Source organism: Micromonospora sp. IBHARD004 (assembly GCF_052814115.1).
In genome coordinates this window covers 1,188,304-1,201,139 of record NZ_CP199934.1, presented here as the reverse complement: position 1 = coordinate 1,201,139, position 12,836 = coordinate 1,188,304, and the positions used below count along the sequence as shown (strand labels likewise).

The following is a 12,836-nucleotide window of genomic DNA, read 5'->3' as shown; positions in this document are numbered from 1 at the left end:
CGAGCGGTCAGCCCGTAACTGGTTGATACACGTACACCGGCTCTTTCCGGCCGGCGCGCTCCGGGCAGGTCCCGGTCCTGCCGCCCACCATGCCGACCCTGCCGTCCTCGCACACGGTCAGGTAACCCCTGCCCTCCCAGAAGCCCTCGACGCAGACAAAGTAGCTGCACACGTCGGGGGCGGGATCATGGACGAGAGAGCCGCCGCAGTAGTTGTAGCCGTACCGGTTCTCCGGCGCCCCGCACCGGTCCGCCGGCACAGGGATCGGCACGACCGGGGAGGCGGCAGTGGCCGGTGCCGGCTCGACGGAGCCAGGGGTGGGGATCGGCTGGGCCGCGTCCGGGCCGACCGGACGGGGGGTCGGCGCATCGGTGGTGACCTCGGGATCCGCTGCGCGGGGGATGGTCGTGCTGGGCGCAGGCGGATCGGTGGTGGGGGCGTTACTGGGCTCCGTCCCGGGTTCCGGAAGCGCGGTGCGCAGCGGTGCGCCAGCATCGCCGCCATCGAAGGCGCCCCGGTCCGGTCCGCTCGAGTCGACCGTCATGGCGTACGCCGGCAGGGCGATGAGCGCGACGGCGGCCGCAATGATCGCAGGGTGGGCGAGCCGGACCCTGGCCGGCGCCTGCTCCGCCGTGGCGACCACCGGCACCGGCGGCCGTGACCGCCGGTTGGCGGCCACCGCCTCGTCGAGCCGGGCGAGGACCAGGCGGCGCTGACCGATGAAATCGGCGTACGCCATGGTCAGTCTCAGCCGGAAGCGGGTCGCGGCGGCCAGGGGGACGCGGAGGCCGGCAAGCGGCCGACCGCCGATGGTGTGCAGCAGCGTGATCGGCGCCGCGGGGTGGTGCGCGATGTCGCTCACCCGCGCGTACGGCCACTCACGGTGGTCCTCACGGCCGAGGAGGATCAGGCGACGGTCGGTGACCACGGCGGTGCCGGCGTCGGTCGCTCGCACGCCCTCGGGTAACCGGTGCTCCCGGTTTGTCGGCCGGACGGGGATGACGGCGAGTTCGGGTACGGGCAGGTCCGCGTTCCGACCTTCATCGACTTCGATCAGTTCCGCCTTCGGCTGCACGACGAGGACGGCCTCCCCGTCGGCCAGGTCCACCGGCAGACCGGTCGCCGTTTCGACCGGCAACTCCTCGGCTGCGGCTCGCAGGCGTAGCAGTCGAACCCCGCGCAGGCACCAGGCCTCGACGGCGTCCTCGTAGGCGTGCCGCCGCCGCTTGTTCTCGCGGGTGGCCCAGCGGGCACGCCAACCCGAACCGGTCCGTTCCACCTCCGTCACCGAGGCCGCCTCCCGTGAAGATGATTCGGCATGGCGTGGGGTATAACCCCTCAGGCCCGGCCAGGACACGCCCTCACCTCCTCGTTGGACCGAATCGGTCACTGGTCGCGTACCCACGGAAGCGGGCTGCCACTCCGGCGAGCGACCGGCGGGCGGGACGGGGCCGGTGGGCGCGGTGACGGCGGTACGTTGCGTTGATGGCGCAGTGCACGACCCGGACGGCCACGTCTGGGAGATCGCCTACAACCCGGGCTTTCCCCTCGGCCCGGGCGGCGAGATCACCGTGCCGGACTTCAGCGTGTCGTGACCGGACAGCACGGGCAGCGCGCGCCCGGGTCACGCCACCAGGGCGTACGGCTCGGGCTCGGCCGACAGGCGGCGCTGGTCGTAGTCGGGGGCGAGCGTGCCGAAGAGCCGGTCCCAGATCGACGTGTAGAAGCCGAGGTTGACCGACGGCTCGACGTGGTGCCCCGCGTGCAGGGTCGGGGTGGCGACCCAGCGGAACACCCGGCTGCGCCGCGTCGCCGGCGGAAGCACCTCCACGCCGAGGTGGCCGAGGATCCCGAAGATGAGGTTCACGGCGGTGTAGGCGAGGATCGCCCATACCGAGAACGCGTGCGTCGCGAGCGCGGCCAGCCAGAGCCCGCCGAACCCGAGGATCTCCAACGGGTGCAGCGCGTACAGCGTGGCCGGCCGGGCGTCGACGAAGCGGTGGTGCAGCGCGTGGGCGAGCGGGAAGAGCCGGGGCCGGTGCGCGACCGCGTGGCCGGCGTACATCAACAGGTCCATCAGCAGGAGCAGCAGGACGAAATCGGTGAGGATCCGAAGGCCTGGGTCCGTGTTCAGGTGGATGATCCCCGCCTTCCACAGCCCCCAGCCGGCGACCGTGACCAGGGCGTTCATCAGGATCGCCCCGCCGGCGAGCCAGACCTGCAGGCGGCTGATCCGGCCGGGATCGGGCAACAGCCGTACGACCGTCGACAGCCGCAGCACGGCGTTGCCGACGCCGACGGCGATGAGGAAGAGGAGGACGTTCTCCAGCAGGGCGAGGCCGGCGACCTGGCCGACGTCGAGTCGCCACGCCCAGTCGAGGACGGCATCCATGCCACCGAGTATTCGCAGGAAAACCGCCCGGTAGAACACAGCTCCCGGGGTTTCCCTCCCCACCGCGAACAGGCACCAGACCGACTATTCCGGCATTTGGCGGGTCACGCAGGACAGCGCGGAGGGTTGCCCCGTCAGCGTTGCTCGCTGCCCCCTTGACGGAACAGTGGGCGGTACAGCGCGGTGGTCAGCGTCACGAAGACCAGGGCGAAGAACCCGAACCCGGGCACCGACGGTGTGACGGCCGCGATCCAGCGAGCGAAGCGCTGACGAACTGCGCGCTCTACCTGACGGCATGGCAGAACTGGCGCGGGGAGAGTGGCGTCGGCTTCGCCTTCTATCCCACACCGCCCCGTCCCGACACGCTCCTCGCCACCGCCATGGGAGACATGGGTTCACCCGTTCGCGAGCTCGGCGACGGCTGGTGGTGGGTGGAGTAGGCCTCAGGTCCTTCAGGCATTCACCGTCGAGCGACACGCGGACGGGCAGGCGAGCCACTAACTCCAGCGATCCGGCCCGGCAGCGGGGTGCTCTGCGGTGCCTCGACCCGGCCGAGGACCAGGTCACGGGGAACGTCCGGCGCGCACCAACACATCGGGCTAGCGGAAGCCCGCCGCCGCAGCACAAGCGACCGGTAGAACGTCACGGTCAGCAAACCCAGCGCCACCGCGACCACCCCGAACCCACCCACCAGCACCGGCGACGCATCCGGATCCCCGTTGACGACCATCACGACCCCCATCGTGGTCACCGACACCGCCAGGCACGTCCACCCGGTGAGCAGCGCGTACGCCACCCGCTGCGCCCACCCCGCCCGCCGCAGCACGCCAACACCCACGACGACAGCAGCCGGCGCGACGATCCCCAAGTCCATCAGCTTGACCATCCAGAACGGCGTCGGACTCGACGCGTACTCGATCATCGCCCCCGGGTCCGACCAGGCCGTCGCCATCGACCGCAGGTGCAACCCGAACACCAGGAAGGCCGCCACCACCAGCAAGGTCACCCCGGCAACCCGGGCGAGCGGCCGGGACGGCGAAGGCAGGCGCAAGGGAAGCGCCCTCCAGGCGAGCACCAACACCGCCTCCGCGAGCAGGAAGACCGCCAGCAGCAGCGGGAAGAACCGCTCCACGTTGCCGGGCAGCCGCAGGTACTCCTGCCCGATGACGACCTGGGCATACGTGTAGAGGGCGTACCCGGAAATGCCGGTGGCCAGCGGCGGCGCGATCGGGTGGCGGCGGAGGGTGAGCACGGCGGCGGCCAGGGTCAGCGGGACAACGACGAAGAGGGCGGCGGCGTCGCTGCCGAGCAGTTGGTTGAGGGTGGTCGGCGAGGTGCGGTACCGCATGAGGTCCAGCCCGAGCGGGCCGACGATCGAGGTGGTCGCCATCGCCAGCGCCAGGGCGGCGAGGGTCGCGGCGAGAGTCCGGTGCCGGTCTTCGACGCGGGCTGCCGGTCGGGTGGTGAGCTGCGCGGTCATGATGCCTCCCGACGCTGCCGCCGGCGCGCCGGGCGCCGGACGGGTGGGCACCATCAGCGTGGGCCGCCGCGGTCCGGGGCGACAGAGGGTGTGGTCACCGGTCGGAGGGACCTTCGTCCCTCGTGACGCGGCAGGACAGCGAAGTGTCACCGGGTGGCCCTAGCCTGTCTTGGTCGGCAGGCGAGGGAGGTCACGGAATGCTCGATCATCTGTCCGTCCAGGTCCGTGACGTGCAGGCCAGCGCGGTCTTCTACGACGCCGTCCTCGCCCCGTTGGGCGGGCGTCGGTGGATGGAGTTCGGCCAGGTCATTGGCTACGGCACCGACCGCCCGGACTTCTGGCTCGGCCCCACCAGCAACGAGGGCGAATCCCGCGAGGCGCACATCGCCTTCGCCGCTCCGGATCGCGCCGCCGTGCGGGCGTTCCACGACGCCGCCGTGGCGGCCGGCGCGGAGGTGTTGCACGAGCCACGGCTGTGGCCGGAGTACCACGGGAGCTACTACGGCGCGTTCGTCCGCGACCCGGACGGCAACAACGTGGAAGCCGTCTGCCACGTCCCCGAGTGAGGACCGACGGTGGACGAGGACGCCTGGCTGGACAGGTACGGCCTCGGTCGAGATCCAACTGCTCTGCGGCGCCGGGTGGGAGCGGACGACGGCGTACCTCGCGTCGGTGGGGACCGAGGGGGCGATGGCGGCGCGTGAGGCGCCAAAGGGGGGCGTTGTTGCCGGGCTCTCCGATCCGGCCGCGAGCGCGCGCGAAGGCACCTAGCCTGGCAAGCAGGAGCAGGTCGGGGACGTTGACGGAGGACACCGTGACCAAAGCCGTCAGGGACGCTCTTGAGGGTGTCAGTGAGATCGAGCTGACCGTGACCGGCCGGAAGACCGGACGGCAGCTTTCGCGCCCCGTGTGGTTCGTGCAGGAAGAGGAGAGCATCTTCCTGGTTCCGATAACCGGCTCGGACAGCCAGTGGTACAAGAACGTCCGCCAGACACCGATGATCCAGGTGTCCTCGAACGGGACGGCGTTGAGCACGAGCGCCACCCCGATCACCGAACCCGACCGGGTCAACCACGTCGTGGAGATGTTCCGCGACAAGTACGGCGCGGATCAGGTGGAGGCGCACTACCCGAAGCACGACGTCGCCGTCCAGGTCTCGCTCATGTAGCCAGTCCGTCAAGAGGGTCAGCCGTTGATCGTCAGCGCGACCGGCATCCCCTGCTGCACCTCGAGGACCGCCCGCTCCCCCAGCGGTTGCGCCAGGTCGACGGTGGCGGTGCGGCGCGCGCCGATATCCCCGCACGCCTCGCCGTCGGCGTGGCGATGCTCGATGACGATCACGACGACGGCGTTGACCGACTCGACGGCCTCCGCGCTGTAGTCGACGCCGCACGGCTGGCTTCCGGGGCCTGGGGAGCCGGTGAAGGCGACGGTCAGCCGCTGGCTCGTCGTGGTCCCGGTCGCCGACTCGATCGCCAGGCCGCCGTGCGGGTACTCGGGACCCCATGCCGGCGGCGTCACCACGATGGCAGCCGAGGGGGCGACCGCGATCCGGGTCAGCCGCACCGCCGTGCCCTTGAGGGTGTACTCCCATGCCGGGGCCGTGGCGGGGCCACGGGTCGTGGGGATCCGGACCGTGGTCAGGCGCGCGGCGGTGGCCTCGAGGGGTACGCACCCGCAGTCCTCGCCGCCCGCCGCTCTCAGCTGGGCGAGTGCCTCCTCGGCCGACATCAGGGGAACCGGCTGCGTCCTGCCGTTCTCCCAGACCACCTTCCCGGTCGGTTGCCCGGCGGTGGGCAGCGCCGTGGCGGGGAAGACCCGACCGGCGAGCAACGCCTGCTTGTTGTTGTCCCCGTTCGCCGGTTCCCAGTCGCCGAGCTGGCCGGTCAGCTCCCCGACCGGCACGAAGCCCTGCGCCCCACCGGCGTCGAGGACCGCCTGGTCATAGCGGGTCAGGGCGTCGTGGGCCTGCTGGCGCAACCTGCCCAGGTCATCCCCGCCGGGGCCGCTGCCGGTCGCGCCGCAGCCACCGACCAAAGCCACCACGGTGACCCATACCAGCCAGCGCCGTCCACCCATCCCCGCTCACCTCCGCACCCCTTCGACGTCCGCCGACCCCGCCAGGGTTCCGGGAAGTCCGGTCGGTGTCACCGGAGTCAGCTCGAAGTGGACGGTACGGCCGGTTTTGCGTCGCCCGAGTCGGTGCATCAGTGGCACGAGCACCCCGTGCAGCATCGGGTGCTTGCGTACCAGCGCCCGGCTGGCGCGGTCGTACTCCGATCCGGTCAGCCGTCGGGCCGTGGCCTCCATGGCCGGGCCGGTCGGCGTGCCGCGCGTGGTCGACGGCGCCACGGCGACCCGGGGGTTGTTGCGGAGGCGCCGGGTCTTCCAGGCCCGCTCGAAGCTGCGCACGTATGCCCGCTCGCCGGCGACGGCGATGCTCACCGGCGTGGCGACCGGGGTGCCGTCGCGGCGGAACGTGGTCAGCACGATGGTCTTCTGCCGGGTGAACGGCGCCCAGGCCGGCGACGGCGCGGGATCGACGGTGCCCACCACCCAGCCCAGCTCCCGGCAGCGGATTGCCAGCGCCACGGCGGCCAGCAGCGACGACAACCCGACCAGCCAGGTCTGCGTCGCACTGCCGCCAAGGTCGGCATCAACAACGTGCGACACCGTGTGCGCCACCCCGCCGACCAGGTACCCGGCGAGCGCCACCGCGAGTGCGTCCGCCCAGATGAGCGCCAGCAGCAAGGTCGCCCCGATGCCGAGCTGGAAGGCCCCCACGTCGTGCACGAAGTGCTCCTGCGGCGGAAACCCCACCGCCGAGCTGAACGAGGAGGGCCAGCCCAGCGCCCAGACGCCGACGGCCACCGCCGCCAGGCCGAGCAGACCTGCGACGACACGAACGATGCTTCTCATACCTGGATGACGAGTCATCCGTCATCGGTGTGACGCGGCCGAAGCCGGCGAGCGGAGCGGGCAGGTGCCCCGGTCGGGAGCACCCGCCCGCGCTCGCTTCGGTCAGCCGAGGTCGGACTGCTCGTGGACCCGCCGCACGTCCACCTCGACGTCGATCCCGTGCTGGATGAAGACGTCGGTGAACCGCTTGCCCCACTCCACCGCCTCTTCGCGGGACCGCACGTCGACCAGCGCGAACCCGGCGATGAGCTCTTTGGTCTCGGTGAACGGCCCGTCGGTGACGGTGGTCTTGCCCTTCTCCACGGTGATCCGGGCCGCCTCCTGCTTGCTGGCGCAGAGGCCTTCCGCGGCGAGCAGCACCCCGGCCTGGACGACCTCCTCCATGAAGGCGCCCATCGCCTTGATGAACTCGGGGCTCGGGTCGAAGTTGCCGGGGACGTCCTCGTCCAGCTTGTGCATCAGCATGTACCGCATCTCAGTGATTCCTTTCGGTGAGGGTGTGGGCGGACACGGCGGTGAGCCACCCGAAGATGAAGACCGAGCCCAGCGCCATCCGGACGCTGATGCTGTCCTGGTCGGGCCAGGCCATGACGACGACGGTCGCCAGGGCGCAGGCCAGGGAGAACACCGCCCAGCCGCGTCGGCCGGTGCGCAGGTACCGGCGGGCGAAGACCAGGCAGGCGATGGTGAGCGACCCGAAGGCCAGCATGGCTCCGACGCCGTGACCGATGGCGTGCCAGCTCAGCGAGTCGGGCGAGCCTTCGGGCGCGCCGGCCGGCCAGCCCATGCTGGGGTCGGAGGGCATCGCCCCGGCGACGATCAGGCCGACGCCGAAGACCGCCACCAGCGCCGGGCCCCACGTCCCGGCCACCGTTCCCCGCAACACCCGTCGGAGCCCGGCGGCGCCGGCGAGCGCCAGCAACCCGGTGAGTACGAAGTTGGCGGTCTGGATCCAGCCATGCTCGCCCAGCGCGAGCAGGCTGAGCGGCTGCCGACTCAGGTCGAACCCGTCCCGGGTGAGCACCTGCGCCGTCGCCACCACCCCGAACAGCGGCCCGGTGGCGATCCCGGCCGCGAGCAGGGTCCGCGTCGACAGGGCGCCGGTGACCCCGCTTCGCGGCATCGTCGTACTGGTCATCTCGATCTCCTCGTCATCGGCTCTCACTGACGCGTCGATCGGGTCGGCCGGGATCCGACATCACCTTTCAAGATTTTTTCTGCCGGTCGCAGGCGGCGGCGCGGTCGAGCAGCAGCGCCCGCTCCCGCGCGTTGCCCGTGAGGGAAGCGGCACGCTCAAATTCCAACCGGGCCTCGTCGTGGCGGCCGAGCTTGGCGAGCAGGTCGCCGAGCACGCTGGGCAGCAGGTGGTAGGTGGCGAGGGCCGGCTCGTCGGCCAGGGCGCGGGCCAGTTCCAGGCCGGCGGCGGGGCCGTCGGCGAAGGAGACGGCGACGGCCCGGTTGAGTTCCACCACGGGCGAGGGCACGAGCCGAGCCAAGGTCGCGTAGAGCGCGGCGATCCGCGCCCAGTCGGTCTCGCCGGGGATACGGGCCCGCGCGTGGCAGGCGGCGATCTCGGCCTGGAGGGCGTACGGGCCGGGGGTGCCGCCGAGCGCCCGGGCCCGGTCGAGGGCGGCGAGCCCGCGGCGGATGAGGAGCTGGTCCCAGCGGCTGCGGTCCTGGTCGTTGAGGAGGACGGGCTCCCCGTCGGGGCCGGTGCGGGCGGCGGTGCGGGACGCCTGGATCTCCAGCAGCGCGGCCAGGCCGTGCACCTCGGGCTCCTCGGGCATCAGCCCCTGCAGGATGCGGGCCAGGCGCAGCGCCTCCTCGGTGAGCGCCGGGCGCATCCAGTCGTCGCCGGCGGTCGCCGAGTAACCCTCGTTGAAGATCAGGTAGATGACCTCCAGCACGGAGCCGATCCGTTCGGCCCGTTCGACGGGGCCGGGCACCTCGAACGGCACCCGGGCGGCGGTGAGGGTCTGCTTGGCGCGGGTGATCCGCTGGCCGACGGTGGCCTCGGTGGTGAGGAAGGCGCGGGCGATCTCGGCGGTGGTGAGGCCGCCGACCAGCCGCAGGGTGAGCGCGGCCCGGGCGATCGGCGAGAGGACCGGGTGGCAGGCGACGAAGATCAGCCGGAGCAGGTCGTCCTCGATGCGTTCCTCGACGGCGGCGTCGAAGTCGGGGGTGAACTCCTCGCCGTCGAGGTCGCGGCCGAGCTCGGCGACCTTGCGCTCCTCGGTCTGCCGTCGGCGCAGCGCGTCGATGGCCCGGCGCTTGCCGACGGTCATCAGCCAGGCGCCCGGGTTGGCCGGTACACCGTCGCGCGGCCACGACTCCAGCGCGGCGACGAGGGCGTCCTGGGCCAGCTCCTCGGCCTGACCGACGTCGCGGACCAGCGCGGCGAGGCCGGCGACCACCCGGCCGGATTCCATCCGCCAGACCGCCTCGACCGTGCGCCGTGCCTCGGACTCCCCCATGGCCATTCATCAGAGCAGCCGGGTCCGACCTTTCCAAGTACGTAAAGATTTCTTGACATCGTGTCGGCTGTGCTTGACACTCGTGATGTCAAAGATTCTTTACCTGGGGAGAGCTCGGTGGCCTTCGAGGAGAAGCGCGCCTGGATCATGGCGCTGGTGGCGGTCGCCGGCTATGCCGCGTACGTGCTGGTGGTCCTCGGCCGCGCGGACGGCGACCCGCTCGCGGACGTCTCCTACGCGGGCCCGCTGCTGGCCACGGTGGCCGCGGCGATCGTCGCGTCGATCGCGCTGAACATCCTGGTCTCGATCGTCTCGCCCGAGGGGGCGAACGAGAAGGACCAGCGGGACCGGGAGATCCACCGGCTCGGCGAATACATCGGCCAGTCCTTCGTGATCGTCGGCGGCGTCGCGGCCCTGGCGATGGCGCTCGCCGACTGGGACCAGTTCTGGATCGCCAACGTCATCTACCTCTGCTTCGTGCTGTCGGCGGTGGTCGGCTCGGTCGCGAAGATCGTCGCTTACCGGCGGGGGTTCCAGTCGTGGTGAAGCCCACCCGGATCACCAACACCATCCGGGCGCTGCGCTTCGCCCACGACGAGATGACCCAGGCCGAGCTGGCCCGCCGGATCGGCGTCACCCGACAGACCGTCATCGCCATCGAGCAGGGCCGCTACTCCCCCTCGCTGGAGATGGCCTTCCAGATCGCCGCCGTCTTCGGCGTGCCCCTCACCGACGTGTTCCAGTACCCGCAGGAGGAATCGTGAAGGCCATCGTCCAGGACCGGTACGGCCCGGCCGACGTGCTCCGCCTCGCCGACGTCGACCCGCCGACGGCCGGCCCCGGCCAGGTGCTCGTGCGGGTCCGCGCCGCCGGCGTCGACCCCGGCGTCTGGCACCTGATGACCGGCCTGCCCTACGCGCTGCGCCTCGGCTTCGGGCTGCGCCGCCCCCGCAACCGGATCCGCGGCCTGGACCTGGCCGGCCTCGTCACCGCCGTCGGCCCCGGCGTCACCGGGTTCACCCCCGGCGACGCGGTCTACGGCACCGGCGCCGGCAGCTTCGCCGAGTACGCCCTCGCCCCCGCCGACCGGCTCGCCCAGAAACCCGCCAACCTCACCTACGCCGAGGCCGCGGCCGTCCCCGTCTCCGGGCAGACCGCGCTCACCGCCGTCCGCGACGCCGCCCGGGTACGCCCCGGCCAGCGGGTCCTGGTCATCGGCGCCGGTGGCGGCGTCGGCTCGTACGCCGTCCAGCTCGCCCGCACGGCCGGCGCGCACGTCACCGGCGTCTGCGGGCCCGGCAAGCTCGACCTGGTCCGCTCCCTCGGCGCGGCGGAGGCGGTCGACTACACCCGCGAGGACCTCCCCGACCAGCGGTACGACGTCGTCATCGACACCGCCGGCAACCGGACACTGTCCCGGCTGCGCCGGGCGCTCACGCCGAAGGGGACGCTCGTCCTGGTCGGCGGGGAGGCGAGCGACGGCAAGTGGCTGCAGGGCTTCGACCGGCAACTCCGGGCGCTGGCGGTGTCACCCCTCGTCGGTCAACGGCTGGTGCCGCTGGTGGCCAAGGAGAGCACGGCGAACCTGGTGGCGTTGACGGAGTTCATCGAGGCCGGGCAGGTCCGGCCGGTGGTCGACCGGACCTTCTCCCTGGCCGAGGCCCCCGACGCGATCCGGCACGTCGAGGGCGGTCACGCCACCGGCAAGGTGGTCATCGCCATCTGACTACGGATCGGTGTGCCGGTCGGCGGCCACGACCAGGGCGGCGGTGGCGTCGGCGCAGCGACGTTGCGCGGCCGGGAGGACGCTGGTGTAGGTGTCGGCGGTGGCCACGATGCTGGACCGCCCGAGCAGGTCCTGCAGCGTCTTCAGGTCCGCTCCGGCCTCGTGCGCCAGCGAGGCAGCGCCGTGCCGCAGGTCGTGCAGCCGGGACCGGCGGCAGGCCGGCGCGTTCGCCGCCCACCGCAAGCCGCAGAGTTCACCGCGGCGCAGCCCGCGCAGGCGGCGAGCCACCAGAACGCGAACAGCGAATCCGTCGACTGCTCCGCCCGTGGGGATGTGCCTCGACGGGGTCGAGCCAGCCGAAGCCGGCCAGCTTCCTGGCATCACGACAGCGCCATGTGCTTGCGCGTGGCATCACTGTGATGTCATAGTGGCATCATGGAACTGCGCCCCTACATCGACGCTCTGCGCCACGAGCTCGCGCTCGCCGCCGCAGCCGGCGGCGATGACGCCCGCGAGCTGGCCGAGCGGCTCACCGCACCGCTCGAGTCCGCGGCCCGGCTCGCGCTGCTCGACGCCCTCTCCGAGGCGGCCGCCGAGATCACCCAAGATCTCGCGCCCGGCTCGGTGGACCTGCGACTGCGCAACCGCGAGCCCAGCTTCGTCGTGACGCCGCCGCCCGCAGACCCGTGGACCGATCAATCAGCCGCCCCGGCGCCGCCGCCCGGTCCGGCTTCGGCTCCGACTCCCGGCGAGGACGAGGCGACCGTGCGGATCAGCCTGCGCCTGCCGGAAACCGTGAAGACCCGCGTCGAGCAGGCCGCCGCCCGCGCCGGTGTCTCGATCAACACCTGGCTGATCCGGGCCGCGGCCGCCGCGGCCGACAGCGACGCCGGGCGTCCTGCGACCGGGAGCGCGACCAGCGGCAGCCAGCGCTACACCGGCTGGGTCCGCTGACCCTCGAGAAGAACGGAGAACCCCCATGCCCACCTTCGACACTCCCGGACCTATCACCGCCTCCGTCGAGCTCACCGCCGGTGAACTGCGGGTGGTCGCGAGCGAGCGGCCGGACACCGTCGTGCACGTACGCCCGGGAGACGACACCGAGAACCGGGACGTGCGTGCCGCCGAGCAGACCCGTGTGGAGTTCGCGGGCGGCATCCTGACCGTGCGCGGCCCCCGCCAGCCCGGCCTCGGCATATTCGGCAGGGTCGGTGCCGTCGACGTACTCGTCGAGCTGCCGGCCGGCTCCAGCCTCGAAGGCAAACTGGGCGTCGGCGGGGTCAGCTGCACCGGGGTGCTGGGCGACTGCCGGCTGCGCAGCGGCGCCGGCGATCTGCAGGTCGAGCAGGCCGAGAGCCTGTCGCTGACGACCGGGATGGGGCTGGTGACCGCCGAAACCGTCACTGGCGACGCCAAGCTGACCACCGGCTCGGGCAAGCTGCGGGTGCGCTCGGTCGCCGGATCGGCCGTGCTCAAGAACGGCAACGGCGAGACCTGGGTCGGCCACGCCGGCAATGAGCTGCGGATCAACTCCGCCAACGGCGACATCGCAGCCGACCACGCCGACGCCTCGATGACCGCGAACACCGCCAACGGCGACATCCGCGTCCGCGAGCTGGTACGCGGCTCGGCGACCCTGCGCAGCGCCGCCGGCCGCATCGAGATCGGCATCCGGCCAGGCACTGCGGCCCGGCTCGACGTGCACACCCAGTACGGCAAGGTCCACAACGAGATGACGGCCACCGACGGTCCCGCCGAGACCGACGAGCAGGCCGAGGTGCGCGCACGTACCGCATTCGGCGACATCCTGATCCGCCGCTCCTGACCCACCCCCGCCGTCCCCGG

The 12,836-nt window shown here is 72.1% G+C and carries 17 protein-coding genes and 1 pseudogene; 9 read left to right on the top strand and 9 right to left on the bottom strand.

Annotated elements, in window-relative coordinates:
• Positions 1 to 7: 7 nt before the first annotated feature.
• The gene (locus tag ACTWO6_RS05945; protein ID WP_446218646.1) at positions 8 to 1,357 is read right to left on the bottom strand and encodes a hypothetical protein; all 1,350 of its coding nucleotides are present in this window, start codon (positions 1,355 to 1,357) and stop codon (positions 8 to 10) included.
• 106 nt (positions 1,358 to 1,463) lie between these two features.
• Between ACTWO6_RS05945 and ACTWO6_RS05940 the strand changes: the two genes are divergently transcribed.
• A complete protein-coding gene (locus ACTWO6_RS05940) occupies positions 1,464 to 1,595 on the top strand; it encodes a hypothetical protein (protein ID WP_446218645.1) in 132 nt (43 codons plus the stop codon).
• A gap of 29 nt (positions 1,596 to 1,624) precedes the next feature.
• Here the strand turns inward: ACTWO6_RS05940 and ACTWO6_RS05935 are convergent, their stop codons facing one another.
• On the bottom strand, positions 1,625 to 2,392 hold the full coding sequence (locus ACTWO6_RS05935) for a sterol desaturase family protein (protein WP_446218644.1): 768 nt from the start codon (positions 2,390 to 2,392) through the stop codon (positions 1,625 to 1,627).
• Positions 2,393 to 2,547: 155 nt separating this feature from the next.
• On the opposite strand from ACTWO6_RS05935, the gene ACTWO6_RS05930 reads away from it, so the two are divergent.
• A complete protein-coding gene (locus ACTWO6_RS05930; RefSeq protein WP_446218643.1) occupies positions 2,548 to 2,832 on the top strand; it encodes a hypothetical protein in 285 nt (94 codons plus the stop codon).
• A 20-nt stretch (positions 2,833 to 2,852) separates the two neighbouring features.
• Here ACTWO6_RS05930 and ACTWO6_RS05925 read toward each other — a convergent pair whose 3' ends face one another.
• Positions 2,853 to 3,872, bottom strand: coding sequence for a hypothetical protein (locus ACTWO6_RS05925; RefSeq protein ID WP_446218642.1), 1,020 nt, complete (start codon positions 3,870 to 3,872; stop codon positions 2,853 to 2,855).
• Between the two features lie 197 nt (positions 3,873 to 4,069).
• Here ACTWO6_RS05925 and ACTWO6_RS05920 point away from each other — a divergent pair, with 197 nt between their 5' ends.
• Both ACTWO6_RS05920 and ACTWO6_RS05915 read left to right on the top strand, forming a co-directional pair.
• The gene (locus tag ACTWO6_RS05920) at positions 4,070 to 4,438 is read left to right on the top strand and encodes a VOC family protein (protein WP_446218641.1); all 369 of its coding nucleotides are present in this window, start codon (positions 4,070 to 4,072) and stop codon (positions 4,436 to 4,438) included.
• A 248-nt stretch (positions 4,439 to 4,686) separates the two neighbouring features.
• Complete coding sequence (locus ACTWO6_RS05915) at positions 4,687 to 5,040, top strand: nitroreductase/quinone reductase family protein (protein ID WP_446218640.1); 354 nt, start codon at positions 4,687 to 4,689, stop codon at positions 5,038 to 5,040.
• Between the two features lie 17 nt (positions 5,041 to 5,057).
• On the opposite strand, the gene ACTWO6_RS05910 is transcribed toward ACTWO6_RS05915, so the two are convergent.
• The 5 genes from ACTWO6_RS05910 to ACTWO6_RS05890 form a co-directional block, all read right to left on the bottom strand.
• Positions 5,058 to 5,951, bottom strand: a complete 894-nt coding sequence (locus tag ACTWO6_RS05910) for a hypothetical protein (protein WP_446218639.1) — start codon at positions 5,949 to 5,951, stop codon at positions 5,058 to 5,060.
• Between the two features lie 6 nt (positions 5,952 to 5,957).
• A complete protein-coding gene (locus ACTWO6_RS05905) occupies positions 5,958 to 6,791 on the bottom strand; it encodes a PPOX class F420-dependent oxidoreductase (protein ID WP_446218638.1) in 834 nt (277 codons plus the stop codon).
• 102 nt (positions 6,792 to 6,893) lie between these two features.
• Positions 6,894 to 7,265: a YciI family protein gene (locus tag ACTWO6_RS05900; RefSeq protein ID WP_446218637.1), complete on the bottom strand. Its 372-nt coding sequence runs from the start codon at positions 7,263 to 7,265 to the stop codon at positions 6,894 to 6,896.
• Between the two features lies 1 nt (position 7,266).
• Positions 7,267 to 7,929: a DUF998 domain-containing protein gene (locus ACTWO6_RS05895; protein WP_446218636.1), complete on the bottom strand. Its 663-nt coding sequence runs from the start codon at positions 7,927 to 7,929 to the stop codon at positions 7,267 to 7,269.
• A 67-nt stretch (positions 7,930 to 7,996) separates the two neighbouring features.
• The gene (locus ACTWO6_RS05890) at positions 7,997 to 9,265 is read right to left on the bottom strand and encodes an RNA polymerase sigma factor (protein ID WP_446218635.1); all 1,269 of its coding nucleotides are present in this window, start codon (positions 9,263 to 9,265) and stop codon (positions 7,997 to 7,999) included.
• Between the two features lie 117 nt (positions 9,266 to 9,382).
• Here ACTWO6_RS05890 and ACTWO6_RS05885 point away from each other — a divergent pair, with 117 nt between their 5' ends.
• Genes ACTWO6_RS05885 through ACTWO6_RS05875 form a run of 3 tightly spaced genes read left to right on the top strand, consistent with a single transcriptional unit; the run spans position 9,383 to position 10,991 of the window.
• Positions 9,383 to 9,811, top strand: coding sequence for a hypothetical protein (locus ACTWO6_RS05885; RefSeq protein ID WP_446218634.1), 429 nt, complete (start codon positions 9,383 to 9,385; stop codon positions 9,809 to 9,811).
• Positions 9,805 to 10,029, top strand: a complete 225-nt coding sequence (locus tag ACTWO6_RS05880; protein WP_372433759.1) for a helix-turn-helix transcriptional regulator — start codon at positions 9,805 to 9,807, stop codon at positions 10,027 to 10,029. The genes ACTWO6_RS05885 and ACTWO6_RS05880 overlap by 7 nt, the downstream gene beginning before the upstream one ends.
• The gene (locus ACTWO6_RS05875; protein ID WP_446218633.1) at positions 10,026 to 10,991 is read left to right on the top strand and encodes an NAD(P)-dependent alcohol dehydrogenase; all 966 of its coding nucleotides are present in this window, start codon (positions 10,026 to 10,028) and stop codon (positions 10,989 to 10,991) included. The genes ACTWO6_RS05880 and ACTWO6_RS05875 overlap by 4 nt, the downstream gene beginning before the upstream one ends.
• Here ACTWO6_RS05875 and ACTWO6_RS05870 read toward each other — a convergent pair.
• A pseudogene (locus tag ACTWO6_RS05870) lies at positions 10,992 to 11,220 on the bottom strand (tyrosine-type recombinase/integrase); the annotation flags it as partial.
• Between the two features lie 206 nt (positions 11,221 to 11,426).
• On the opposite strand from ACTWO6_RS05870, the gene ACTWO6_RS05865 reads away from it, so the two are divergent.
• Positions 11,427 to 11,945 (top strand): hypothetical protein, encoded by a 519-nt coding sequence (locus ACTWO6_RS05865; RefSeq protein ID WP_446218632.1) that lies wholly within the window; start codon positions 11,427 to 11,429, stop codon positions 11,943 to 11,945.
• A 25-nt stretch (positions 11,946 to 11,970) separates the two neighbouring features.
• Positions 11,971 to 12,816, top strand: a complete 846-nt coding sequence (locus ACTWO6_RS05860; RefSeq protein ID WP_446218631.1) for a DUF4097 family beta strand repeat-containing protein — start codon at positions 11,971 to 11,973, stop codon at positions 12,814 to 12,816.
• Positions 12,817 to 12,836: the final 20 nt, after the last annotated feature.

Excerpts from the sequence above, each read along its gene's own strand:
- ACTWO6_RS05865 (WP_446218632.1), top strand. The coding sequence starts at position 11,427 with ATGGAACTGCGCCCCTACATCGACGCTCTGCGCCACGAGCTCGCGCTC.
- ACTWO6_RS05890 (WP_446218635.1), bottom strand. The coding sequence starts at position 9,265 with ATGGGGGAGTCCGAGGCACGGCGCACGGTCGAGGCGGTCTGGCGGATG.
- ACTWO6_RS05900 (WP_446218637.1), bottom strand. The coding sequence starts at position 7,265 with ATGCGGTACATGCTGATGCACAAGCTGGACGAGGACGTCCCCGGCAAC.
- ACTWO6_RS05905 (WP_446218638.1), bottom strand. The coding sequence starts at position 6,791 with ATGAGAAGCATCGTTCGTGTCGTCGCAGGTCTGCTCGGCCTGGCGGCG.
- ACTWO6_RS05910 (WP_446218639.1), bottom strand. The coding sequence starts at position 5,951 with ATGGGTGGACGGCGCTGGCTGGTATGGGTCACCGTGGTGGCTTTGGTC.
- ACTWO6_RS05895 (WP_446218636.1), bottom strand. The coding sequence starts at position 7,929 with ATGACCAGTACGACGATGCCGCGAAGCGGGGTCACCGGCGCCCTGTCG.
- ACTWO6_RS05860 (WP_446218631.1), top strand. The coding sequence starts at position 11,971 with ATGCCCACCTTCGACACTCCCGGACCTATCACCGCCTCCGTCGAGCTC.
- ACTWO6_RS05935 (WP_446218644.1), bottom strand. The coding sequence starts at position 2,392 with ATGGATGCCGTCCTCGACTGGGCGTGGCGACTCGACGTCGGCCAGGTC.
- ACTWO6_RS05925 (WP_446218642.1), bottom strand. The coding sequence starts at position 3,872 with ATGACCGCGCAGCTCACCACCCGACCGGCAGCCCGCGTCGAAGACCGG.
- ACTWO6_RS05920 (WP_446218641.1), top strand. The coding sequence starts at position 4,070 with ATGCTCGATCATCTGTCCGTCCAGGTCCGTGACGTGCAGGCCAGCGCG.